The sequence below is a fragment of the Oryzifoliimicrobium ureilyticum genome, from assembly GCF_037199735.1.
Classification (GTDB): Bacteria; Pseudomonadota; Alphaproteobacteria; order Rhizobiales; family Rhizobiaceae; genus Rhizobium; species Rhizobium ureilyticus.
Genome location: NZ_JBBBVQ010000008.1, coordinates 37708 through 62527, shown reverse-complemented (window position 1 = coordinate 62527; position 24820 = coordinate 37708). Strand labels below are relative to the sequence as shown.

Below are 24820 nucleotides of genomic sequence, written 5' to 3'. Positions count from 1 at the left end.
ATAACATGAACGAGAAGATTGCAGTGTTTATGGTGGCAGCGGCCGCCTCGCTGGTCGCCGGACAGACTTATGCTTCTGGGCTGGACCAGAAGCTGCACGACATGCTGCCAGACAAGATCAAGTCGGCTGGACAAGTGCGTGTCGGGACGGAGCCACAGACGCCGCCTTATGACTTCTATGCGGAAGACAACAAAACCATCACGGGACTTGAAAAAGATCTCCGCGATGAGATGGGTGTTCGCCTGGGTGTCAAGTTCACGGATATGCCGGCTCAGTTCGCAAGCATCATTCCAGGGATCCAGGCGGGTCGTTTCGACCTCGGCATGTCCGCTATGGGAGATTTCGCCGAGCGCGAGAAGATTGTCGATGTCGTCAACTACATGCTCGAAGGAACGAGTATCATTGTTCTTGAGATTAACCCGAAGGGCATCCAGAAGTTGAAGGACACCTGCGGCCTGAAAGCGGGTGCCGTTCAAGGCTCAATCCCGCTTCAGCTTCTCGACAAGCAAAAGACCCTTTGCCCTGCCGATAAACCGCTGACCGTCATGCAGTTTCCCTCGAACGACCAGATCAAGATCGCTCTGCAGAGCGGGCGCGTCGATGCGTCCATGGATACGACGGGTGTTGCCGCCTATAGCCTCAAGCATCAGCCGCAAGGCAACAAAAAGCTCGAGCTGATTAGTGGTGCCCAATATGCCGTTGGTTATCAGGCGATGATTGTCAGCAAGGAAAACCCACAGCTTCGTGATGCCCTGGCGGCAACGATGCAATCGATGATCGACGACGGCACCTACGCGAAGATCTTCGACAAATGGGGTCTGGGCGAAAACAAGCTGGACAAGGTCACCATCAATGATGCCGCTCGATTTGCCGATTACCTCAAGCTCGATTGAGCAGCACTTACCAACCCGCGACCGGACAAGGCGTCCGGTCGCATTTCTTCTCAATGATCGGAAATGACCATGAATGACAGAGAGCCCTATCGCACGGCTATAGGACTGCAGCCTGCCGCGCTTCAATCCTGCATCGATGCGGTTACGAAGCGACTGGAGACGCTGGACGTCCAACCCATCCACGATGGTCCGGTTGTTCTGGCGGGCATTGGCGCGAGCCTTTACGCAGCGGTGGTCGCAGCCGCCCAGATGCGCAGTCAGGGTCTGAGAGCCTTCGCCCTGGCAGGGACTGATCTTTACGATCCCGAAATAGATGCCGGGAACGCCTATATTGCCTTTTCGGCTTCGGGGCGCAGTGAAGAGCCGGCGCGAGCGATGGAGCTTCGCCCACTTGCCCACACCTACGGAATTGCCAAGTCCGACGGAACGCCGATTTCGCGTGTGGTCAAGCAGATGATTGCTACGCATAGCGGCGCTGATAGCGGCCCCAACACGACGAGCTACCTTGGATCTTTGATGACAGCCGCCTTGTTGGCTGACAAGGCCGGCACACCCTCCGGCGCCGACTGGCACCTGTTGCCAAAGCTTGTCGAGCAGGTGCTCGAAGAAACGCGCCCAGCCGCTGACCGTGCCGCTCGGCTTCTGTCCGGAAAAAAGTCGATTGATTGCGTCGGTGCGGGCTGCGCTTACGGAACGGCCGGATATGCGTCCCTTCTCATCCGTGAAGCCGCAAGGATCGCTGCTCAGGACTGGGATACCCTGAATTTTCTGCATGGTCCGATGGAGCCGAATGACGCTGACAGCGGCGTGCTGCTTTTCGGAGATGGCCGTGAGGTGAAGCTCGCTGCCGATCTCGCCGATTTCGGAATTCCCTCCGTCATCATCACGACCCGTCAAGATATTGAGGAAAAGCCCAACCTGGTTGTCATTCCAGTGCCGCGTTTTTCCACCTCGATTGGCGAGGCAATTCTGCAAGCCATCCCAGCCCAGCTACTGATCGCAACCTTGTCGGAAGAGGCAGGCCTTCCGGTTTGCAATTTCCGATATCGTCAGACTGATACCAAGCGGGACAACTGATCACCCTCATGAAGGAAGGAGGCCTTGGCTTCTTCTCCAAGCAATCTTGCCAGGCTGAAATCCCTGGCAAGACGCACAGCTCCGAGCGCGGTGGCGTGATTTAACAGTTCACTGCTGACGATCTCGACTGGCCAGCACAGGCGTTCGACCGTCTCGCGGATCTCGGTGATTAGTACTTGATTTTGCCCGACGCCACCTCCGACGACAATAAGTTCGGGATCCAGCAGGCTAACACAGGCTGCCGCCAGGTTACCAATGTCGCACGCGTGCCTCTTAATGATTTCGCGCGCCATTCCACCTTCTTCAGCAAGAGAGAAGAGCTGGTTGGTGCTTTTCGGAGCCGGTCCCTCGTTCGCTGGCCAGGCCGCTATGGCGCGCTCCAGAAGTGCGGCCGAGCCGAGATAAGCTTCGACTTGTGACGGCCTTGGCTGCTCATGTTCCGACCAAGGGAAGGGAAGATGTCCGATTTCTCCCGCTCCGCCTCTGAAGCCGCGAAAGAGCTTGCCATCGATGACGATGCCAACCCCTACTTTTACCCCGATCTGCATGTAGATTGTGAAAGAATGGCTTCTTGCAGCACCATGATGATATTCTGCAAGTGCGGCGCAATTGACGTTGTTCTCCAGCAGAATCGGCACACCATACGTCTTGCCGATGCTATCGAGAACCGGCAGAAGCAGATCGCTACCTGGAAGCCGATCGAATGCAGGTGATATAATGTTCGGCAAGGCAATCACAATGGCCCTCAAGAAACGCGACTCAGAGGGGCACTGCTGCAAAAGCTCGGCGATCAGACGCTCCAGCGCCTCGAAACGCTCGTCCTTCATTGCGGCCGGCGCGGTATTTTCAACTTCGGCTATCCTTCTTCCGTCAATTCCGCACGCAATTCCGTGGATCTGTGTCGTGCCGAAGTCGACGCCGATCACAAGACCAGCCTCCGGGGCCACTGAATAGGTGACAGACGTGCGGCCCACACCACCTCGGTTGACGCCTGCCGGCGCAACAAGCCCATGCCGCTCCAGCTCACTAACCGCTGCCGACATTGTTGGCTTGGAGAAGTTCAGGGCTGAGCTCAGCTGGGGACGTGTAGAGGGCCCCGAGATTGCAACGGTTTTTAGAACTGCACGCGCACTTTCGGTCAGTTCAGGGACCCTTAGGAGATCCCATGGCAGAGTTGAGGCACGACCCACCGATCAGAGTTCCCTTCAATAGTTAGGTCGCTTTACCATTGACTGCGAAAGAAGACAATTTCTAACGCTATCTATTAGGTGGCAACTCAAGGCAACAAAGACATTTTGATGCTGTGCTCGAACTCTGCTCCGCTACAAAGACATAACGATGCAACGCGTTTCCCGTTGTCTGCCGCTCTCTCCATCGCAGCATGAGCAGGCCTTCTTGGCTCACAGAAGCGAGAAATTGAAGGCGCAGCGAGTGCCCACACCCAAGAAGCGTCTTACAATCTTGCCTTGCCGGATTTTGTACTATTTAGCTCATGGATTTCGCCTGGCTCTCTGTTAGCATAGCGAAACTGCAAGAATGCCCGCTTCGTTTGTCCGGGTGTTAAGGCTTCAGTCGTACGATAAGAGTTTGAGAAAATGGGCGAGATCTACAACCTTGAAGATGCGCGAAATCGCAAGCGTCGTGCGTTCTTAATTGAGAAAGAATTGTCTCTCCCAGATCAAAAGGACGCAAAAGCCTCACGACGCACCGGTAGGCAATTGCCTGCCGCCGACACTCCGACGCAAAGGATCAGACCGCCAGTCCTTGCTATTTTGGTCCTTGCCGCCGCGGCCGTTTGCTATGTTCTTGTTGGGTACAGGGCAAGCAGTCAATACAGATATTCGGCGCGTGCTAATCTTCTTCCTTCCATAAACCTTGGATTGAATTAGCTTGTCCGTCCATAGATTGCGACCCCGACGGGGTGCTTCGCATTTTTCTCCAAAGCGATAGCGCATGGAGACGCCACCTCAAGATGAGAGTGGATATGGCCCTTGTCGCGATCTTTTAAAAACGTCGCCGCCGCTTTTTGCTGATGTAATCCAGCCCGGGACACATGTTGCGTCGACTAGCAGCCTGCTGCCCAGGCAACAGCGAGTGACGTTGTTCGGTACAACACGGCAGACTCGACGGCAGCGGACACGATATCGCGGGCGACGCAATAGTACACTTGCACTAGTTTCCCCTAGCGCCGTATGCTACTACAACTCACATATTGACTTTGAATGCTTAACTTAAAGATTCTCCTTTAGATTGTCCAAAATTCGGGGCGCTGACAGTTTCGAGGATATCAATGGATTATCTCTTTATAAACACCTGTACTGAAACCAGCTCATTTCTCATGAAGTGCCATCTTCATCAGGTAAGTTTCAAAGAACACTTTCTCGCCGCGGGTAGACCATCGCTCGTCTTCATTTGCGCCAACAGATACTAAATGGTGTTTCCTTGAGACCTGAGTGTATTATCATTGCAGACGATCATCCCGTTTTCCGTGACGGCTTAGCTTCGCTTATTGGACGGCTGGTGCCGGATGCCGTCATCCATACGGCCGACACCTATGAAGAGGCTGTTGCTATCGCGAAAGCCTCGCCTTTTCCGCCAAGCATGTTCGTTTTGGACCTTTTCTTCTCGCGTACGAAGATCTGCGGCGAGCTTGAATCCTTGCGTTGTGATTTCCCGCAATCTTCAATTGTGGTTTTAACAATGGCAGATGATCGCGGAACCGTTCAAGCGGTGCTCGGTCATGGGGTCAATGGCTTTATCAACAAAGCGGTATCTCCTGACGAACTTTCTGCGGCTTTGATGGCGGTGCGACAGGGAGAAATCGTTGTCCGTCTACCCGAAGAGCAAGGCTCTCCTGAAAGCAACGCCATCCAATTGAGCGAGCGGCAGACGGAGGTTCTCAAGCTTGTTGCCGCAGGCAAGACAAACAAGGAAATTGCAGCCGCTTTGGCTATATCGCCATTCACGGTGCGAATACACGTGTCGGCCATGCTGCGGGCGTTGGGTGTTCCGTCACGGTCCGCTGCGGTTACCAAGGGCATCAGCGAGGGGCTTGTACGTCTTGATGAGTCGATTGGTCAAGGCGCCGGAGAGCGTGACCGATCGGAGCAGCCTGTCTAGTCGGTGATCTTGCATTAGTCTCTCACCGGCTCACCCAGCGTATGCATCAGCCGGTTTGCCCATCCGAAAATGGCGGACGATAAGACAAGATCAAGGCATTCTAAATCGGACAAACCTACATCCGCCAAGGCCTGCGCGTCCTCTTGGCTTGCTTGTGGAGGCGTTGGAGATAGTCGAGCAGCAAAATCGAAGACTGCTCCCAAATGCTCTTCCAGTTCTGCATCCAACCCATCTTGAAAGATCGCGTCGATGACATCAGTTCGTTTCGTGTAGTTGATGAACCGAGACGAATGCACCGCTGCGCAATAGACACATCGATTGACGATCGAGGCTGCGGTTGCTCCAAGTTCACGCTCTCCGAGCGAAAGACCGTCTTTGCCATACATGATCAGGTTGAACAATGGCGAGCGAACCGCCAGGGATTCAGGATCATGCGCCAGTGTCAGAACATAGGGGGAAATCCCCTTGTTCGAAGGCGTAACCTGCATTGCCTCGCGTTGTTCGGCGCTCGCTGTCTCCAGATCCACCGGAACGACATAGGGCTGCCAGCGAGGGACCGTGGTGGTGAACTCGTGGACGACTTCGCTCATGGCCTTGCTCCAATCAGTTTCAAACCTGCAATGACGCGGGCTTGGTAGTTGACGAACGCGGCAAGTTCAGAAAGCCGGACGATATCGGCGTCGCTGACACCTGCCGTCCGCAGTTTTTCGATGTTGCCTCGCGTCGCCTCACGCGGTGCCAGTGTTAAAAGATCAGCATGGCTGACGATGGCGCCAATGCGTTCGTCATTTAAACTGGTGCCTGGCTCTGACAGGATGGCAACACGGTCATCGCCGGCGCGTTTGATCAGCGTTTCATAATGCGCGGCAAGCTCGGTATTTTCATTATGGCGTGCCATGCGTGCCGCAAGAGCCGCCCTGAGGCCGTAAGACAAGCCACCGGGATTGCTGGGAATAAGCACGGCATCATGTGCCGCCTGGCTCAGACGAAGGATTTCCGAACGCTGCTTGACTGCGTCAGCAAGAGCAGACCCAGGTTTCACACCGGCAAGAGCTTCAATGAGTGTCACAACTAGCTCCTTTACCATTTCCCGCGAGGGGAGCAGATACGAACATTATGTCCATACATCTTTAACATGACAGTCGAGATACTATGCGAAAAAATTATCTCTTGTCTCTTGGTAATATAGAAAAGGCATGCTTTAAAAACATAAGGCGCGGTGGTTGATGTTATCCATGCATAAAAACGCATTCGATATTCGACAGCTTGAAGCATTTTCTGCGGTGATGTCCGCTGGAAGCATAACCGGCGCTGCGCGCTTGCTTGGGCGCTCACAGCCAGCGGTCTCCCGCCTTATACAGGATCTCGAAGCCGAACTCGGCTATGCGTTGCTTTACCGAACCAGTGGGCGAATCCAGCCAACCTCACGCGGCCTGCGCTTCCATGCCGAAGTTGAACGCCATCTTGCAAGTCTGGTCCATATCCGCGAGAGGGCCGAGGCAATCGGCAATGATGAGCCTGCAACGCTGACGGTCGCGGCAACGCCGTCTCTTGCGGCAGGGCTCTTGCCCCCGGCGCTTGTTGCTCTCGCGCCAGAACTTTTGTCTCGTCATCTTCATGTTCAGGCCCTCGCAGCTGAAAACGTTGTTCAGGCCGTACTGGCACGGTCAGCGGATCTTGGCATATCAAGTCTGCCGTTGGAGCATCCTGGCCTCGACATCCATTGGATTGCCGAAGCGCCCTGTGTTGTCGCTATGGCCGCCAATGATCCGTTTGCATCACAGGATGTCGTGCGTCTGTCCGACCTCGGGAACGGCCGCATCATTACGCTTGCCAACCCTTATCGTCTGCGTCACCGGATCAATGAAGTCTTTGCCAGGGCGGGCGTGGTTCCCGAACGCATGATCGATGTGAATGCATCGCTCACGGCTCTTAGCCTCGTTCGGTCCGGGCTGGGCTTCGCGATCATCGAGCCCGCCACTGCATTTGGCGTGCCGCTCGATGGAATTGTCCTGCGAAAGCTCGATCAGCATATTCCATTCCTCTTCGGAGCGATTTCCGCTGCAGTTGTTCCGCAGTCTCCGACGGTGACGGCATTGATTGAAACGGTTCGCGTGCAAGCGCTCGACATACCGGGCTGTCGTCTTGTGGAAGCGAACGCGGTCGATGGATTGGATAATGCTGTTTATGGCAAAAGCATTGCCCAGAAGGAAACGCCCTATGAGTGATCTAGCAGCCCATCCAAATGAGCTGGCGGCTCTCGAAGATCGCCTTCGGCAGGATCTTTCATGGTTGGAGCTTCCAGCAAAATCCTGGGTGCCAAAGCGTGAGGTTGAGGGCAATCCCGTTCTTGACGTCGTCATCATCGGCGGTGGGATGGCAGGTCTCGTTGCGTCGGGGATGCTGAAGCGGCTGGGCGTTGCAAATCATTTGGTTGTCGACAAAGCGACGGCCGGGCAGGAGGGTCCTTGGGTCACCTTTGCCAGAATGCGAACGCTTCGCTCGCCGAAGCAGCTCACCGGGCCCGCGATGGGATTGCCCGCTTTGACGTTTCGCGCCTATTACGAAGCACTGTTTGGACGCGAAGCCTGGGCGCTGCTCGACCGTGCTCCTCGTGAGATCTGGATGGACTATCTCATCTGGTACCGCAAGGTGCTCGAGCTGCCCGTGCGAAATGGCGTGAGCGTCGAGCGAATCCTTCCGAGATCGGACGGAATGCTCGATCTCGATATCAAAGAGGACGGGCGCGCCAAGAGATTGGTTGCCCGTCATGTGGTCCTTGCAACCGGCCGCGATGGCCTTGGTGGTCCTTATGTTCCACCCTTTGCAAACACAGTCGATCGAAAATTCTGGGCTCATACAGCTGACGATATTAACTTTTCATCCTTGTGCGGCAAGCGCGTCGGTGTCATCGGTGCAGGTGCTTCAGCTATGGACAATGCCGCGACAGCGCTTGAGGCGGGTGCCGCCAGACTGGATATGTTCGTTCGCCGCAAGGAGCTGCCACGAATTAACAAGTTCACAGGCATTGGCAGTCAGGGCGTTGTGCACGGATTTGCCGGGCTTCCAGATGAATGGAAATGGCGTTTCCTGGATTATGCGATGACTGAGCAGACCCCGCCGCCGCGGCCAAGCGTTCTTCGCGTCAGCTCGTTCGACCAGGCGCATCTTCATCTTGAAAGCCCAATCGAGGAGCTGCAGGAAGAGGGGGATCACCTGATCCTGACCACGCCGAAAGGTCGATACGAACTCGACTTCCTGATCTTCGCCACTGGGTTTAAAATCGATCTCGGTAACCGGTGCGAGCTTGCAGCCTTCGAACCATCCATAAGATTGTGGCGCGATCGTTTTCCAACACCTCCGGGTATGGCAAATCCCGAACTTGAAGGCTCGCCAGATCTTGGAGAAGCCTTTGAGTTTCTCGAAAAAACGCCAGGGTCATGCCCCGTCCTTTCGAAGATCCATTGCTTCAATTTCCCGGCTACGCTTAGCCACGGCAAACTGACGGGAGACATCCCCGCGATTAGCGAAGGCGCCGATCGGCTTGCTCGAGGAATTGTAAGATCGCTCTTCGTGGAAGATCGAGAGCGCCATTTCGAAAACCTTCAGGCCTTCGATACACCGGAGTTGCTCGGAGACGAGTGGGCTCCTGATCAAGAACCTGCCGCTATAGTTCCCGAGAGGATTTGAGATCACCGATGCTCGAAATCAAGAAACTCAAACTCGCCTATGGTGCAACGCAGATCCTCAACGGCGTTGATCTCTTGGTAAAGAGGGGCGACGTCGTGTCCATCATCGGACCCAGCGGGACGGGGAAGACAACTCTTCTCAAATGCATAAACCATCTCGTCAAACCGCAATCAGGACAGATCGAATTGGACGGCATCGCGATGGACTTTGCCAAGCCGGACAAAAGTGCCGTGCAGGCGATCCGATTGCGGACAGCCATGGTGTTCCAGCAATTTAACGTCTTCAAGAATATGACGGTCATCCAGAATGTTATGGATCCGCTTGTCGTCGTGCAGGGAAAGTCCAAAGATGAGGCGCGCGCGATTGCGCTGCAGGAGCTTGAACGTGTCGGTCTGTCGGACAAGCTTGACAATTATCCTTCGCAGCTCTCGGGCGGACAGCTTCAGCGTACCGGGATTGCGCGCGCGCTCGCCGTTAAGCCTGACGTGATACTTTTTGACGAGCCGACCTCTTCCTTGGACCCTGAACTGGTCAACGAGGTGTTAAAAGTAATCAAGGATGTCACCTCGTCCGGAATTACTTCGTTGCTCGTTACGCACGAGATGCAGTTCGCCAAGAACATCTCCAACCGAATTGTCTTCATGGATCGCGGCGTGGTCGCGGCCGACGGCAGCCCGAATGAGATCTTCGACAATCCCGCCAACCCCCGCCTCGCACAGTTTCTCAACAGCGAACGTGCGGTTTAACAAGAAAGGATGCCTGACATGACTTCGATGAGTTTTCTCTCGCGCCGCAGTCTCGGTTTCGCCATCGCAGGCGTCACGATCGCGCTGGCGACGAGCTCCTTCGCAGACGATGTGCGTACCATCAAAATTGCGACTTCGGCGGAATCGAAGCCCCTGTCCTGGGGTGCCATCGGTGTGGAGCCGCAGGGTTATGAGCCTGATGTTCTGAAAGCCATCAATGCCAAGCTGCCGCAGTATAAGTTCGTGATGGAAGGCGCAGCCGATATTGCGCAGGAGACAGGCCTTGCCACCGGAAAATACGACATGGCGACGGGTGGATATTATCGTGCCCCTGCGCGCGAAAAGCAGTTCCTCATTCCTGATGCTCCGATCGGAGCAAGCCTAATTAAGATCTACAGCCGCAAGGATAGCGGGATCAAGGAGATGAAGGATCTCGTCGGCAAGAAGATCGTCCCGGTGACCGCAGGCGGCGGCATCTACAAATTCGCGATGGCGTGGCAGGAGAAGAACCCGGATTACAAGATCCAGGTGACGGCATCGAGCGCTGGTATTCCTTATCCTGACCGTCTTAAAGAGGTGGAAAACGGCAAGTATGATGCTCTGGTTCTGCCCTCGAACCTTGGCGAGCAGACGGTCATCGACCAGCAGAAGCTTAATGTTCAGGCCAGCGAGCCTGTTGCGATCAACGAGACCTTCGTTTTGATCCATCGCTCTGAAGAAAACAAAGCCCTTTCTGCTGACGTCGAGAAGGCTCTGAAAGAGCTGAAAACTGACGGCACACTCGCCAAGCTATCTCAGAAGTGGTTCGGCGAGGACATCACCACTTACATGAAGTAACGCCAATCAGCGCTGTCGGCGCCCAAGCCACACCGGATAGAAGGAGTCCAAGGTGGACCTATCGATCATGATTCCCGAGCTGCTGGCGGCATTGCCGTTGACGCTTGCGATCACGTTTACGGCTATGGGCGCCGGCTTCTTGCTGGCATTGATCGCGACCGTGTTCCGCGTAAGGAGAGTACCGGTCGTCAGCCAGCTGGCAGATCTTTACGTTTCCTATGCCCGGAGCGTTCCGGTTGTGCTGCAGTTGTTCGTCGCTTTCTACGGACTGCCTATTCTTGTTGGCATTTTCGGCGTTGACGATTTCGTTTCCCCAAACTTCGCAGCAATGCTTGGGCTCAGCCTTTATCATGGTGGTTATCTATCGGAGGTCATGCGGCCAGCTTACCTCGCGGTGGAAAGGGGACAGCATGACGCTGCCGACAGCCTTGGTTATACGTTCCGACAGAAACTGTTGCGGGTGATCGCGCCTCAGGCCGTCCACATCGGGCTTCCCGGCTATGGAAATTCCATCATTTATCTCATCCATAACGTTGCGCTCGTGATGTATATCGGCGCAGCTGACGTGATGGCGACTGCACACCTCGTTATGGAGCGCGATTATAATCAGTATCAGTTCGAGACTTATCTCGTTCTCGCCGTGCTCTACTCGATCCTTTGCGTCATCGCCTGGGCTATCGTGCGGATCTTCGAACGCCGATCCGGCAAATATGTGCCTGGTGCAAAGACAGTTCGCGCGCCCTTAATGGCGAGCGTCTGAACGGAGAAAACCGATGTTTGACAGTGAAGTTCTTCTCCCGGACCTCTATGAAATCCTCGGCGCCGTTCCGCTGACGCTCGGTATGGCGCTTATCATTTTTTTGCTCTCGACTGTTGTCGGAAGCTTGTTTGCGATGATCGAATACCGGCGTATTCCGGTTTTGAGCCAGTTTGTCGTCGCTTACAAGGTCGCCTTCAAGGGCGTGCCGATGGTGATTGTGATCTTCCTCGCCTATTATGGATTGCCTTCGACACTGAAGTTTCTCGCTTCGCTTGTCGGTGTCGACTACAATGGGCACTCAACGCCAAATTGGGTGACGTTGATCGTTGCCTTGACCGCGTGCGTTGCGGCGTTTCAGGCTGAAGTGGTCAAAGGTGCATTGAATTCCTTCGATACCGGGCAAGCCGATGCCGCTTATTCTTTTGGGTATACGAAGAGTCAGCTTTTTCGGCGTGTCATGCTTCCTCAGGTCATCGTTGCTGCAATTCCGGATCTCGCCAATTCGTTCATGGTGATCATGAAGGCGCTCTCACTTGGCTTTGCCATCGAGGTCGTCGATATCTTTGCGCAGTCGCAGCTGACAGCTGCATTGAATTTCTACTACCTCGAAGCGTTCCTTGTCGCCGTGGTCATCTACATGGTCATTGCCTATGCGGTCACGCAGATTGCCGACCGAACCGAAAAGGCCCTGCGGGTTCGAACCTGATAAAGATCAAGTCGTAAGGGTGAGACGAGTGAATGCTTGGCAAGCGGCAGATGACCATCGTTTCTTCGGCTATTTTCTTTGCCAGGTCTTCTTCATCTCCTGACAAAACTGCTGCTTTTGGGTTGCCGACATGCCCGCAATCTTCACCCGTGAGGCTTCATAGTTTTCGTTGAATGCCTTGTCATAGGCTGCGGCGGTCATTCCCATAGAGGCGGTGAAGGCCTTTTCTTTCTGTTTCTGGCGATCTAGCTCCTCTACGCTAAAGCCACCACAAGCCTCCGCCGCCGCACGCATCTGGCTGCCGATCCCAATGATCGCATCGACTTGCTCCTGCCGAAGATCAGACTGTGCCAAACTCTGGCTGGAGGCAAGTACGGGCAGCGAAAGCGCTATGAGAGCGAGCTTCCCAATTGTGAGATGCAATGTCTTATCCTTCCGAAAGTCTTCTGAACCGAGCGCTCGTCGGTTCAGAACTATATTGCGTTCTGCCGCCGTGCCTATTTCGGCTTGGTGAGTGCGATTGTGCGGTCCAAAGCTTCCTTGAAGCCCTGCAAAGATATCGAAAACGGTATTTCCTTATCGCCGTCATTTGAAACGGCGACGACCTTCAAAGCCTTGCCGTCACGAAGAGACTTGACGGTCTTATCGACGAAAATGAGCGGGACGACGCAGCCGATTGGCAGGCAGGTCCTGAAACGGGCAGGGGCACCAGGCGGAAGGTCGTCGACGGCAAAGGTGGCGCCTCTTTCCAGCCTGAGGCCAAAAGGCAGCACGAGATTGCCTTTGAGGCCGCCCTCTTCAGTCGGACGAACTTCGATGGTCAATATCCGTTGGCCGTTACCGTTTGCCTGAGACTGAGAGAACGCACAATCTTGCTTTGCGTCCTGGTTTGCGCAGTTGACGGTCCAATCCTTGTAAACCTCAGAAAGGGCGGTCGGCGCGGCCTGGCCGGGATTTTGGGCAAGGGCTGGAACTGCGGCCAAGAGAGCCGCAGTATATAAAGCAAACTTCCTGAAACGCATCAGAAGCGCACATTCAGCTTGGCATCGACGCCGTTGACCGTCTCGTCGCTGCTGAAGGCTCCGTTATAGGAGACGCCGATGGTGGCCATGCTCGTAAGGTCCATCGAGACACCGAACTGCACAAGCATCGCATCCGTCGTAATGGGCGCTCCGCGGATGACGTAGCTATCGCTAGACGCAAAGGCGAGGCGCGAGGTCGGATCCGTATCGCCAAAAGCATGGCGCCAGCCGACCATGCCGGTCGCGACGGCCTTTTGGCCTCCAAGATCGAAGTCGGAGGACAGGCGTGCGCCGACCGTGCTGAATGTCGTATTCAGCGTATCGCCGCTCGACGTCAGCGCCGAAATGCCGCCACGTTCCGTGAAGCCGTCTGTGTGGAGTGTCACATTGGCCAAATTCAGGAAGGGTTCGAACGCTCCAAAGCCAGTCTTTATCTTATAGCCGAGTTCGCCATAGGCCTGGAAGGACCCCGCGTTGTAGTCCGCCTTGAGGTTATCTGATAGTCCCGCAAAGTCGACCGAGCGGCGGCCTGAGATTTCGTGGAACGTGTAGGAAATGCCTGTGCGCAATGACACAGCATCCCACTGCGTGCCGCCATAAACACCTACATGGTAGTTATCGCTATCCGTAGAGGTGCTTCGGCTGCCTGAATCTGCTCCCGTGCGGCTGTACCCTGCGAAAACGCCGAGACGCGTGTCACCATCGATCAAAGTATCGATACCGGTGATGATACCGCCTGTGGCAACGCCGACACCCGCCACGCCACTGTGACCGTCAATATCGCTCCACGACCCGAAGGCCTGCCCCCAGATGGACCATAGCGGCTGGGCTGGTTGCTTGATGACGGCAGACATCGGATCTTCCTTACCCCAACGACCATCGTCCCAGAAATTCATGACGGGAACGGGCTTTGCCACCGCATCTCCCGTTCCTGCACGAAGGCGGTCGTTTGTGGCATCACGGACAAGGCCGGACCCGACAATGATCGCCGACTTTGCGGCGGCATGGCCTTCGCCTGACAACTGGTCGAAAGCGCCGCGTGCCTCGTTCGCGTCAAGAACGAGAAGCTTGTTGTAGAGAGAGAGGCTGTCTCCGCTCTGCTGCAGTGTGTTCAAGGAACGTGCAACCGAGATCTGGTTCGTTGTCTCCGCTACGCTGTCAAAAAGACCGGTGCCCGAGTTGCCGGGTGGGTTCGGATTGCTCGGCTGACCCGGGTTGGTGGGATTGCCAGGGTTGGTTGGGTTTCCTGGATTGGTCGGATTACCCGGGTTTGTGGGGCCACCAGGAGACGTACCCGTATCCTTCACAGCGATCGTTAGGTCGATCTGCTTTTGCTGTTGATCCAACGCTACGTCAAGGAACGCAGATTTTGACACGGCTTGTGCGAAGCTGCCCTGAATTCCGCCGGCTGACTTTAGAATGGTATAGGTCTGGCCCGTTTTGTAGCTTGTGGCGGCATCAAGAGCAGTGACTTGAACTGTGGCGTTTTTGCCAATCAGCGTTGTTCCGCCGCCATCTACAGTCTGCCAGACGCCATTTACAATGTTTCCGTTCGGCGTCTTAAGCGTCTCCACGGACACGCTGTCGCTTTGACCATTGCCAGCGACATCAACAGCATAAATAGAACCGTCATTGAAAGCGAGCTGACCCTTGACCACAATTGCGCCAAGCCGATTATTGCTGTCACCCGGAGAGAGCGTTGCGCCAGTGTCGACAAATGTTGTTCCCACGGTGCCATTGCCTGCTAGGGTCCCGTAAGCCCCTTTAGGAAGACCATTTGCGTCGCGGACAAAGTCACCCCACACCTGAACTCTGCTGGTGTAAAACTCCTGCCCGGTAAAATTCGCAATCGTGTTCCCGGTTTCCCCGCCAATGACAAGCGTGCCATTTTTAATAAAAATTTGATTGCTGGATGGGAGGGTGGGATCATCGGCGGCAACTTTCGTACCGAGATCGCCTTTGATGGTGAGCGTGCTGCCGCCATCAACGATGATGCCGCCAGCAACAGCATCATGCGCGCTGAAATTGGTCAGGTCGCCGGTGACAGTGGTACTGCCCGAGAGGCTGGCAATTGAACCGTTTCCGATCAGCTTGTTCGCGAACTGATAGTCGCTATTGGTGTGATTAAAGACAACCCGAGCGGTTTCCGATTTGCCGAAATCAATGACGGCTTCTGGGTTGATGCTGCCTGCCGCACGGGTATCAATGGCAACGGGATTGGCGTACAGTTTTGTATTATCGACCCGTCCGCCGAAGATCAAAAACGCATCGTTTGTCAGCTTAACGGTGTTGGCGACGTTCAGCTTGCTGCCATCAGAAACAACCAATTCTCCCTTAAGGTCAAGATTGTCGGTCACCGTCGTCGTGGTGTTAGCCCCAGTGGTCAACAATTCGCCGGTTGTATCGATATTAAGGTACTTTGTCTGAAAGTTCGCGCCTTCACTGACCGTGAGCGCTCCACCTACGGCGGCGCCGCTGCTGTTGATCCAGCTGGTTCCTGAGCCGCGAATATTCATATTCGCGACACCGTCAGTATCGGCAATACTAAAACCGGCGGATTTTGTAGCAACGGTAGCGCCGTTTTCGATGGTCAAGAATGAAGAAGGCCGAGCTGCTAACGTAGCATTGCCGTCATTATCGGCGTTCGCGGCGAAGTTGTCGGCGGAAAAGATTGTGCCTGCGCCGGAGACCGTGAGATAACCGCGTGAATTTCCCCCGGCGGCGAGACTGATGCTCTTGGCATCAACTTTTGCGCCATCGAGGACATTCAGTGTCCCGACGCCCCCGAACGGGCAAACGATCGAAAGGCAATTGCCGCCAACTGTGAGGGTGTTTCCCAAAACAGAGTTTGTCCGCACCACCGTCAGTTCTGAGCCGGCTCCGGACACAGTTACGGTGCCTTCAGAGGTATCTGAACTACCAATCATGGCATCCGATCCAACAGAGACCTTCGCGCCATCTGTGATCGTGGCGCTCACGCCCTTGTTGTTCAGTCCGATAATCATGTCGCCCGTGATAACCTGATCGGTCGTCCACTGAACGCTACCACTGTCCTGGATATAGTTGACCTGCTGAGCAAAGGCAGCCGGCGTGCTGAGTGCGACAACAGCAGACATGGTCAAAAAGCTGCCACGAAATGTCGTTAATGCGGTTGAGCTGGAAAGAAGCTTGGCGGGGATCTGTGTGATGGACAGCGGCCTCAAAGGTATCTCCTGCGTTATTTCAAAATGCGTCATGCCGGCGCTTCACACCAGCTCTCAGAAACGTGAAGAGATATCGCATTGAGCATAGTGCGGGGTCTTATTCCATTAGAACGGGTGTACTAGGCGAGGCTCGAAAGACGATGTCCGAATTGGAAACCGTGCATTGAAGCCGCTGCACTGCGGCTTTTTGCGGTGCACGTGGGCTCTGCCTGATCGCATTGTTTTCATCTGTAAGATGCCTCAACGTCTTAGCACCAATGATGTGAGCGTCCCGTGGCTTACGCAGACGCGGCAGTGCTTCCCACCAGTCACTTAGGCAAAGATGACCAAGAATCGGCTACGCAGCAGTGCATGAGGTGCCGCTGCCCCCGGCCAAATTTCGCCGCAGATGATCAGGCGGTGATACGCGGGGCAGCCTGCCGAGAGCGCGCCTTCACGGCTTGAACCAGAAGAATCGAACGAAGTTCTGCCGGCCTAACTGGTTTCGCCATGATTGGGACCTCCGCTTCCGCAAGGTCGTCGCGCACGCGGTCCTGATCATGACCGGTCATCACGACGGTCGAAACAGGCCGGCGGGCGAGCCGCTGAACCTGCTCGATGCACTCTTTTCCCGTAACCCCATTGCCGAGGTCGAAGTCAGTAATGAGAAGATCGATCTCCGAGACTTGATCTGGGGGAGCAAGCGACGTCTCCACTTTACATCCCCATTTTCGAAGCAGGTGGGCGGTCGCTGTCAGGACGGCCTCATCATCATCGACAAGCAAAACGCGCAAGCCTTGGGCCAGGTCGGTCTCAGAAATTTGGATTGGGCGCGGCGCTAGCTCTGCTTGCGCACAGATCTCCAAGTTCGAAAGCGTGACGCAGGTGCCATGCCCGAGAAGCGAACGGAGCTTGACGTCAATATCGAGCACGCCGCCGAGCCTGCGCACGATGGAAAGACCAAGCCCAACACCTTCCACGTCCTTGTCGCCGCGTGCACGCACCTGATGAAATTCGTCGAAGACCTTTGCTTGGTGTTCATAAGGGATTCCGGGCCCTCGATCGAAGACCTGTACGGCAAGAGTGTTGCCGCGTCGGCGACATCCAATCAAGATTTCCCTGCCTGGTGCATATTTGATGGCGTTGTTGACGATATTCTGGAGCATTGTTGAAAAGAGCGTGCGGTCAGTCCTCACGATTGCACTGCAGCCAATGATGCGCAGTTCACACTTGTTCCTTTGAGCTGCTTCCGAGTTCTGATGGAGCACATCATCGATGATGTCGTTGATCGTAACTGCCTCAATCGTCGGAGTGACTTTGCCACTGTCCAGCGTCGAGATATCAAGCAGCGACTTGAACAGCCGCGACACGCTTTGAAGAGAGCGATCAATACTCTCCACGAGCTTTAGCTCTTCCGCGCGTAACTTCGCGTCACGCAAACAAGCGATAAAGAGGCTGATGGCATGCACGGGCTGTCGCAGATCATGGCTCGCCTGTGCAAGGAACCGCGATTTCGATTTGTTGGCGTCTTGCTCACGTTCGTAGGCCACCTCGAGCTTCTTGTGCATCGTGTATATGTAAGCCGGGACCAAAACCATGCCGCTTACCAGCGTGACAACCATGAACGGATTTTCGTGCCAGTAATTGTTGAAGTATGTCACGACCGTGAGCGACAACAGCGCCGTTGCGGTACAGATTTTCATCGAGCTGCGGCCATAGGTCAGACCGTTGGCCACCACCAGCCGCTGCATCACAGTGTAGAGTGGTAAGAACGGCGCGCCGCCAACCGCCATCATATAGGTCATGCCGCTGATATCGAGCAGCATCATAACATAGTGACGCGGACGGCTTTCGCCGGGTCTGCGATGGATCCAAACCACCAGACCACACGATAGCATCCAATGGACCGTCACCACACAGGCGATGAACATACCGCCGGGGAGGGGATGACCGAGAAAGGTGGTCGTTAAAATGTAGAGGCAGACAACGCCGATAACCGTTGCACGGATGGTAGCGTGCCGTTTTTCGCCTCTATACCCGTCTAGTTTATTCGCCTGTTGACTCAGCACCGCCAAACTCCTTCGTTCGGACAAGCATTATCCGGTTGGCAAGGCGGAGCGACCAAGTTGGGCGCAGGGGAATGACAAGCACGAACCGTCGGGCGAATGGCAAACGCGTCCCACAGATCGCAGATATTCCCGAACGCGGGACTGCTCCATGGGAGAACCAACCATGGCTTCGACACTATCCGTCTCCCTTCCAACTCCCGGCCCGGCAAGGTGAGGAAGCGTTAGCGATATCTGCCAGCCCAGGCGTCCGCATCCTGATGATCAGGAACCAGATGCAATGCGCGGTCATAGACCGCCCATTTCGTGAGGTATTGGCAGACCTTCTAGGCGAAGACACTGTAAGGTGGGAACTAGCACAAATGTACTAGTTGTTTCTTCTACCCAAAGTGATCGCTTCCCTCGCGGTACGATCACGGGGAGGGCGTGCGTTGTTCTCGCTTGTCAGATGCCGCAAGCTTTCGTGTTGCGCTCAATCTCTTACCGCACGCGCTTGCGAATAGTGCATTTAGTCTAGTTGCCACGTCGATAGGACAACGTCTTTAAAAGGCTCCAAAAGAAAACCCGTGTCTCTCGAAAAGATCGAGCGCTGGATTACAAACCCCGGCTTTCTACCGATCTCTCAAGGGCGAATATAGAGGAGACAAATAGGCTTGCGGAAACTGAAAAACAATTGCGTCACTTCCATCATCCTCACGATCATTGTGGCTTTCCCGAACATAACCTTGGCCGAGGGTCCTTCGAAGGACGTCAAAGGCAGCAAAGACAGCGCACTCATTTCTCGGTTCAAAGGAGCGTCTATCATCGGTTATCGGCAGCAGGATTATGACTCGTTTGCCCTACCGTTTGGCCCCTACAACGCCGATCAGAAAACGCATTTCCTGAAAAGTCAGATTGTTGAAGGGCGCTTGACGAGCATAGTTTACGCTGTCCCGGAAGGAAAATCTGCGCTCGAAGTCTTTCGTAACTATGAGAGAAGCTTAGCGGCAGCCGGCTTCCAGGAGACCTTCGAGTGCGATGCAGAAACCTGCGGAGGCTATAGCTTCGCCACGACACTTGCTGATCCCGTCATCAATACGATGGGGGGCGAGTTCGTCAATCTTGCAATCGACCTTCTGAGTGCGACAAATAACAATGTCCGCTCTCTAACAGCGCATATTGACGGACCAACAGGACCGGTCGATGTGTCTTTGCTCGTTAGTCAGGATGACGGAAAACAGGTTGGCGTTTTGCTGCAGACTGTTGAAGGGCGTCCCATAGAAGCGGGACAGGTCACAGTAGATGCGAATGCCATGAGCGATGGGATCACGAAGGATGGTCATGTCGCGCTTTATGGCATTGAGTTTGAGACGGATAAGGCAAACCTTACCCCAGGCTCGGATAAGACGCTCGAGCAAATGGCGGTATTCCTAAAGCAGGATGCCACGCGAAAAGTCTATATTGTCGGTCATACCGATAGCACTGGAGATCTCAATCGAAATCTTGACCTTTCGCAAGCTCGTGCGGCCGCTGTGGTTAAAGCACTGGTAGAAAAGTTTGGCATAGCGGCGAGTCGGCTGCAGGCGAGGGGCATTGGACCTTACGCGCCAGTCGCGAGCAATGAGAACGAAACGGGACGAGCCAAAAATCGTCGTGTAGAATTGGTTCAGCGTTGACGTACAATCTCTTGAGGACGTTGCCGGCTCATTTGATGTCGCGAAGCGCGCGTCTGTATGCTAGAGAGTCGGTCGCACGGCCCCGAAAAGGTAAAACGGTCAGATAAACTTAAGAAGAAGGCTCCCGTTTTATAGCCTACCAAGATTTTTGCAGACAAAGCAGTATATCTTGTAATGTTCCCTTGGCGATTCGCAGATGTTGCCTAGATACCGCCATGCATGAGTAACTTGTCAGGCATAAATTCTACCAGCAGACTGTCGGTCTTGCGTCGAAGCGGTCTCCTTAGCCGACCTGGCAAGGAGCAATTTGGTGTGCTTACTGACCATGTTCGCACCATGCTGGACGTGCCGGTCGCGATCATTTCGATTGTCGATGCTGATCGACAGGTCTTTGCTGGACATTGCGGTCTCCCTGAGCCTTGGGCATCGCGTGGCGAGACGCCAATGACCCACTCGTTCTGTCAGCATGTCGTCGAGACCAACGATATTTTTTCGGTTTCTGACGCAACCATTCATGACCTCGTCAGAGAGAATTTGGCGATTGGCGATCTTGGTGTCGTTGCCTATCTCGGTGTTCCAGTTGCCTTGCCGACAGGAGAGATCGCCGGTGCCCTTGCGGCAATCGATACGCAGCCACGCGACTGGAGTGCTCATGATCTTGCATGCCTGAAGTCGCTTGCCAAAGTTGTGGAGCGCGAAATCTCTATTTTCCTGTCCGAAGTGCGTTATCGCAGGTTCTTCGAAGATATGCAGGAGGGTTATTATGTTGCTCGTGCGATCCGCAGCAATTCCGGGCAGCTGACTGACGTCGAATTCGAAGAAATCAATCCGGCGTTCGAGCGCCTTACCGGTTTTTCTGCAGTCGCGGTGGTCGGTACCCGATTGTCCGATCTCGTTCCGGAAGCTCTGCCGCAAATGCTTCCGCCATACGATCGTGTCCTGACGACAGGAGAGGTCGTCGAGCATGAGAATACGGTATCAGCGCTCGGCGGCCGATGGTTCGAGAACCGCATTCGTAAGCTGGACGACGATCATATTGCCGCTCTCGTGACTGACGTGACCGCGCGCAAGCGAGCGGAAATCGAGTTGCGCGAAAGCGAGATCTATTGGCGAGGCCTTTTCGAACAGATGTCCGAAGGATTTATTCTCGGCACAGCCATTCGAGACGCCGAGGGTGGGATCATCGACTGGCGATATAAGAAGGTCAATCGGGCCTGGGGTGAACTTTTAGGAATGCCAGTCAAGAACGTCGCCGGCAGGACAATCCGTGGACTATTTCCTGATATCGAGGAGGCATGGATCACGGACATTGCCAGCGTGGTGGATACCGGACGTCCTAATATCTTCGTGCGGCAAGTTGGAGCGATCGGACGGACTTATGAGGGACACGTCCATCCTCTGAACGGGGATGACTTCGTCATCTTATTTCTCGACGTCACTGAGCGACTGAGCATGGAAGCTGCACTGGAAAATCGCCAGAAGCAGCTTCAGACCGTCATCGAAAGTATGCCGGTTGGCGTCTTGCTGGCCGAAGCTCCTTCCGGCCGGATCGTGATGCAAAATCGTCGAATCGTCGCCATGCTCGGCCATGACGCGCTGATCGCGCAATCGCGCCAGGAATACGGTGCCTTCACAGCAAAGCATGCGGATGGTCGAGCTGTCCATGCCGAGGAATATCCGCTTGCAATCATAACCTCAGGTAGAGCAGACGAAGCTTATTTGGAAGTTCGCTATGTTCGGCCAGACGGCTCGGAGATCTGGATTTCGATTGACGGAGAAGCTGTCAAAGATACCGATGGTCGACTAACGGGCGCGGTTGTCGCTGTCGCCGATATCTCCGACCGCAAAGCGGAAGAAGAAATGCAGACAGTGATCAACAGGGAGATGAGCCACCGGCTCAAAAACACCCTCGCGATGGTGCAGGCGATCGCAACACAGACGCTCCGGTCTGTCACCGATCGCGAGCCGGTCGATGCTCTCATCAACCGCATCCAAGCGCTCAGCTCTGCACATGATATCCTTTTTGACAAATACTGGAACTCGGCGCCAATCGGACGGCTGATTGCCTCTACTTTGCACCGGGTTGTTTCGAGCGAGCGACTAGTCGCTGAAGGACCGGACATCACCATCGGTCCAAAAGGCGCTTTGTCGCTCTCGCTGGTGCTGCACGAACTTGCAACCAACGCCGTTAAATATGGAGCGCTTTCGAACACAACTGGACATGTAGAGCTTCGCTGGTTTGTGGGCGGAACAGAGCCTGATGCAGAATTCAAACTTGTTTGGCGGGAAATTGGCGGTCCGCCGGCTCAAGCGCCATCGAGGCAGGGCTTCGGGTCCAAGCTAATTCGTATGGGCCTGATCGGAACAGGCGGTGTTGAGACGAGTTATCATGACACCGGCTTTTGCGCCGAAATGAAAGCGAGACTGACGCAGCTACAGCATACGGAATGACAATGAACCAGTATCAGCAACCCAAGAGGAAACCGGTTCTGGTGGTGGAAGACGAACCGCTTCTCCGGATGATGGCGCTAGATCTTGTCGAGGAGGCAGGGTTCGAGCCTATCGAAGCACGCGATGCCGATGAGGCAATCACCATCCTTGAGGCTCGTACCGATATAATCGTCGTTTTCACAGACATCGATATGCCCGGTTCAATGAGCGGCTTGAAGTTGGCGGCGGCCATCCGTAATCGCTGGCCTCCCATTGAAATCATCATTACATCAGGAAAGTTTCGACTGGATGACAGCAGCATCCCAGCGCGCACGGTGTTCTTTCCAAAACCATATGATCATGGTGAGGTCGTCGCCGCGTTGAAGAGAATGTCGTCCCTGACCTAGATAAGGCACTCTTGGCAAAGCTTGGTTCCTTGGATATGAGGGCGCCAGGCACACGCGCGGAGGATTGGATCCGTCATTCACTCTCTCGGGTTTACTGGCAGTGTCTTGCGACGCTGTCTATTTGATACTACCAATTTTCCCAAAAATCCGGTCGGCTTCTCCCTGCAATAACTCCCAATACATCAAACTGTGTTTCTGAAGACTTCGAAATGATAATGACTCTACAGCGGGAGATGCCGGCTGTTGTTATAATTGGAGCGGCTTCGCACTCTTGGGCGAGCGATCCGGCTTGAATTTGTGCGAAAACTTTAATCGGACGAACCTTGAAGTATTCTAGAGTGATCCGCCTTTTTGGCATGCGTAATGATGCCGCATTTGATACCGAACGAGCGCAAGCAATCATGCGCATCATCGTTCTGTTTATTGCCATGGCTTACATACTCCCCCTGATATCGAGGGGCGCTACCCCGCCTGAAAGCAAGTATTTCTACGTACTTTTCGGCTTCTACGTTCCTTACGCTTTTGTGCTGTTGGGCTGGATTGTTGCTAAGCCTGGCGTCAACAAGCTGCGCCGCGGCATTGTTTTGGTCCTCGACTACACGTTTTGCACGATAGCGATGTCCATCGGCGGTGCTCCACTGTTCCTTATTGCGGCGCTCGTGGTTTGGCACACGGTGGTGGTCGGGTTGCGCTTTGGTCCGCGCTTTTTGTTGCCCGCCACTGCACTCGCCCTTTGCTCGCTCGCAATCAGCACGTACTTTAACGTCTACTGGCAACAAAATCCCTATGTGGTTTTGACCTTTGTGGTGATGGCAGTCCTTGCACCGTCTTACACCTTGGCATTTCTGCTGCGGTTGCAGAGCGCCTATGCAGCAGAGCAAGAGGCAAACCTCTCCAAATCGCGATTTCTGGCTCATGCAAGTCATGATCTCCGACAGCCCATTCACGCGATTAGTCTTTTTACCGCGTGCCTCAGGAATTCTGATCTGAAGCCGCATGATATTGCCATGGTCGATAATATCGATCGGTCTCTGAAGAGCGTGTCACGGTTGTTCAAGTCGCTACTGGATATATCTGCACTCGACAGTGGCAAGCTAACGCCGAAGCCCGAGACAATTCCGATCAATGAGGTTATCGGCGAGGTTGCCAGCCAAAACGAGGAGGCTATACGACGAGCCGGGTCGCAACTTACTCTCGTGCCCTGTCGACATCATGTCGTGGTCGATCGATCGCTGCTGAGCACAATCTTGCAGAATATTCTCAGCAACGCCATCAAGTATGCCGCAGGGTCCAGAATCTTGATTGGCTGCCGACGTAAGGGCGAAAACCTGGCGATCGAAATCTACGATCAGGGCCCCGGCATTGCGCTGGAGCACCAGTCGCGTGTCTTCGACGAGTTCTACAGAGTTCACAGGCGGGGAGAGAAGGACGTCGAAGGGATTGGATTAGGCTTGGCCATCGTGAAGCGCCTCATCGACGTGATGAGTTTGCGCATTGACTTGCGGTCGGTCGTCGGCTCTGGCACATCTGTCTGTATTTCCGGACTCCAAATTGCCGATCCGTCACTGGGGAGCAGAAGGCCTTCTTCAGCGCCTATAGTCTTCGGGGATCAAATTGCCGGTTTGCGAATCCTGCTCGTCGAGGATGACGAGGCCGTTCTTCTTGCGACAGCGACATTGTTGCGACAATGGGGTTTCATCGTACAGGCGGAAATAGCTATTCCGGCTTCGTTCGACCCCTGCGATCTCCTCATTACTGACTTTGATCTAGGTCGAGGACAGACGGGCAAGGAATGTATTGCTGCTGTGCGCGAGCAGGCGGGATGGAAAGTGCCCGTCGTGGTCATGACGGGTCACTCGCTGCCCAAGGTGGCAGAAGACCTAGCGGATCCCGAAATTCCGTTGCTTTCGAAACCCATCCTTCCAAGTGAGCTTCGTTCGGCGATTTGGCAACTGAACGTCGTTGCAGCGCATTGATGTCGACCCGTTAAACCTGTTTCTCAATCCAATTTCAGGCTTTCTTTCAGCGCATCGATGCGCTTTGAGGCATCGGCTTTGGTGAGATCGTCGGCGTATACGTCAGGCTGATGTGCTTGCTCGGACAATGTCTTCAAGTAAGAACGCTGCGCGCCAGTCATCGGCTCATCGCCGCTGACCCAATCGTCGGGATCCTTTTGTGTATTGGAAACCGTATCAGTCTTGGGATTGTCACTCATCACTTCCTCCTTTG

21 protein-coding genes are annotated in these 24820 nt (G+C 54.6%); 13 read left to right on the top strand and 8 right to left on the bottom strand.

Annotated elements, in window-relative coordinates:
• Nucleotides 1-5 precede the first annotated feature (5 nt).
• Both VQ830_RS12530 and VQ830_RS12525 read left to right on the top strand, forming a co-directional pair.
• Entirely contained in the window at nt 6-893 is an 888-nt protein-coding gene (locus VQ830_RS12530) for an ABC transporter substrate-binding protein (protein ID WP_337268450.1), read from the top strand.
• 69 nt (nt 894-962) lie between these two features.
• Complete coding sequence (locus tag VQ830_RS12525; protein ID WP_337268449.1) at nt 963-1970, top strand: SIS domain-containing protein; 1008 nt, start codon at nt 963-965, stop codon at nt 1968-1970.
• On the opposite strand, the gene VQ830_RS12520 is transcribed toward VQ830_RS12525, so the two are convergent.
• A complete protein-coding gene (locus tag VQ830_RS12520) occupies nt 1943-3013 on the bottom strand; it encodes an ROK family protein (RefSeq protein WP_337268448.1) in 1071 nt (356 codons plus the stop codon). The genes VQ830_RS12525 and VQ830_RS12520 overlap by 28 nt on opposite strands.
• A 1399-nt stretch (nt 3014-4412) precedes the next feature.
• Between VQ830_RS12520 and VQ830_RS12515 the strand changes: the two genes are divergently transcribed.
• Complete coding sequence (locus VQ830_RS12515) at nt 4413-5090, top strand: LuxR C-terminal-related transcriptional regulator (protein WP_337268447.1); 678 nt, start codon at nt 4413-4415, stop codon at nt 5088-5090.
• Between the two features lie 14 nt (nt 5091-5104).
• On the opposite strand, the gene VQ830_RS12510 is transcribed toward VQ830_RS12515, so the two are convergent.
• Nucleotides 5105-5680, bottom strand: coding sequence for a peroxidase-related enzyme (locus VQ830_RS12510; protein ID WP_337268446.1), 576 nt, complete (start codon nt 5678-5680; stop codon nt 5105-5107).
• Nucleotides 5677-6159: a CMD domain-containing protein gene (locus VQ830_RS12505; RefSeq protein WP_337268445.1), complete on the bottom strand. Its 483-nt coding sequence runs from the start codon at nt 6157-6159 to the stop codon at nt 5677-5679. Before VQ830_RS12505 ends, VQ830_RS12510 begins: the two co-directional genes overlap by 4 nt.
• A gap of 157 nt (nt 6160-6316) precedes the next feature.
• On the opposite strand from VQ830_RS12505, the gene VQ830_RS12500 reads away from it, so the two are divergent.
• From VQ830_RS12500 to VQ830_RS12475, 6 genes are read left to right on the top strand one after another with little or no spacing between them, the layout of a single operon-like run.
• Entirely contained in the window at nt 6317-7318 is a 1002-nt protein-coding gene (locus tag VQ830_RS12500; protein ID WP_337268444.1) for a LysR family transcriptional regulator, read from the top strand.
• Nucleotides 7311-8780: an NAD(P)-binding domain-containing protein gene (locus tag VQ830_RS12495; RefSeq protein ID WP_337268443.1), complete on the top strand. Its 1470-nt coding sequence runs from the start codon at nt 7311-7313 to the stop codon at nt 8778-8780. The genes VQ830_RS12500 and VQ830_RS12495 overlap by 8 nt, the downstream gene beginning before the upstream one ends.
• 8 nt (nt 8781-8788) lie before the next feature.
• Nucleotides 8789-9526, top strand: coding sequence for an amino acid ABC transporter ATP-binding protein (locus VQ830_RS12490; protein ID WP_337268442.1), 738 nt, complete (start codon nt 8789-8791; stop codon nt 9524-9526).
• 18 nt (nt 9527-9544) lie between these two features.
• Nucleotides 9545-10363: an amino acid ABC transporter substrate-binding protein gene (locus VQ830_RS12485; protein ID WP_337268441.1), complete on the top strand. Its 819-nt coding sequence runs from the start codon at nt 9545-9547 to the stop codon at nt 10361-10363.
• Between the two features lie 52 nt (nt 10364-10415).
• Nucleotides 10416-11123, top strand: a complete 708-nt coding sequence (locus VQ830_RS12480) for an amino acid ABC transporter permease (protein WP_337268440.1) — start codon at nt 10416-10418, stop codon at nt 11121-11123.
• Between the two features lie 13 nt (nt 11124-11136).
• Entirely contained in the window at nt 11137-11829 is a 693-nt protein-coding gene (locus tag VQ830_RS12475) for an amino acid ABC transporter permease (protein WP_337268439.1), read from the top strand.
• 69 nt (nt 11830-11898) lie between these two features.
• On the opposite strand, the gene VQ830_RS12470 is transcribed toward VQ830_RS12475, so the two are convergent.
• The 4 genes from VQ830_RS12470 to VQ830_RS12455 all read right to left on the bottom strand — a co-directional run bounded on the left by VQ830_RS12470 (nt 11899) and on the right by VQ830_RS12455 (nt 18102).
• Nucleotides 11899-12252, bottom strand: coding sequence for a hypothetical protein (locus VQ830_RS12470; RefSeq protein ID WP_337268438.1), 354 nt, complete (start codon nt 12250-12252; stop codon nt 11899-11901).
• 74 nt (nt 12253-12326) lie between these two features.
• Complete coding sequence (locus VQ830_RS12465) at nt 12327-12851, bottom strand: invasion associated locus B family protein (protein WP_337268437.1); 525 nt, start codon at nt 12849-12851, stop codon at nt 12327-12329.
• The gene (locus tag VQ830_RS12460) at nt 12851-16087 is read right to left on the bottom strand and encodes an autotransporter domain-containing protein (protein ID WP_337268436.1); all 3237 of its coding nucleotides are present in this window, start codon (nt 16085-16087) and stop codon (nt 12851-12853) included. Before VQ830_RS12460 ends, VQ830_RS12465 begins: the two co-directional genes overlap by 1 nt.
• 359 nt (nt 16088-16446) lie before the next feature.
• Nucleotides 16447-18102, bottom strand: a complete 1656-nt coding sequence (locus VQ830_RS12455) for an ATP-binding protein (protein ID WP_337268435.1) — start codon at nt 18100-18102, stop codon at nt 16447-16449.
• Nucleotides 18103-18752: 650 nt separating this feature from the next.
• Between VQ830_RS12455 and VQ830_RS12450 the strand changes: the two genes are divergently transcribed.
• The 4 genes from VQ830_RS12450 (at nt 18753) to VQ830_RS12435 (ending at nt 24567) form a co-directional block, all read left to right on the top strand.
• Nucleotides 18753-19754 (top strand): OmpA family protein, encoded by a 1002-nt coding sequence (locus VQ830_RS12450; RefSeq protein WP_337268434.1) that lies wholly within the window; start codon nt 18753-18755, stop codon nt 19752-19754.
• A 312-nt stretch (nt 19755-20066) separates the two neighbouring features.
• Nucleotides 20067-22205: a PAS domain S-box protein gene (locus VQ830_RS12445; protein WP_337268433.1), complete on the top strand. Its 2139-nt coding sequence runs from the start codon at nt 20067-20069 to the stop codon at nt 22203-22205.
• Between the two features lie 2 nt (nt 22206-22207).
• Entirely contained in the window at nt 22208-22591 is a 384-nt protein-coding gene (locus tag VQ830_RS12440; protein ID WP_438617867.1) for a response regulator, read from the top strand.
• A 323-nt stretch (nt 22592-22914) separates the two neighbouring features.
• Complete coding sequence (locus VQ830_RS12435) at nt 22915-24567, top strand: hybrid sensor histidine kinase/response regulator (RefSeq protein WP_337268431.1); 1653 nt, start codon at nt 22915-22917, stop codon at nt 24565-24567.
• A gap of 23 nt (nt 24568-24590) precedes the next feature.
• On the opposite strand, the gene VQ830_RS12430 is transcribed toward VQ830_RS12435, so the two are convergent.
• Nucleotides 24591-24806 carry a DUF3072 domain-containing protein gene (locus tag VQ830_RS12430; RefSeq protein ID WP_337268430.1) on the bottom strand — a complete coding sequence of 72 codons (216 nt, stop codon included), beginning with the start codon at nt 24804-24806 and terminating at the stop codon, nt 24591-24593.
• Between the last annotated feature and the right edge of the window lie 14 nt (nt 24807-24820).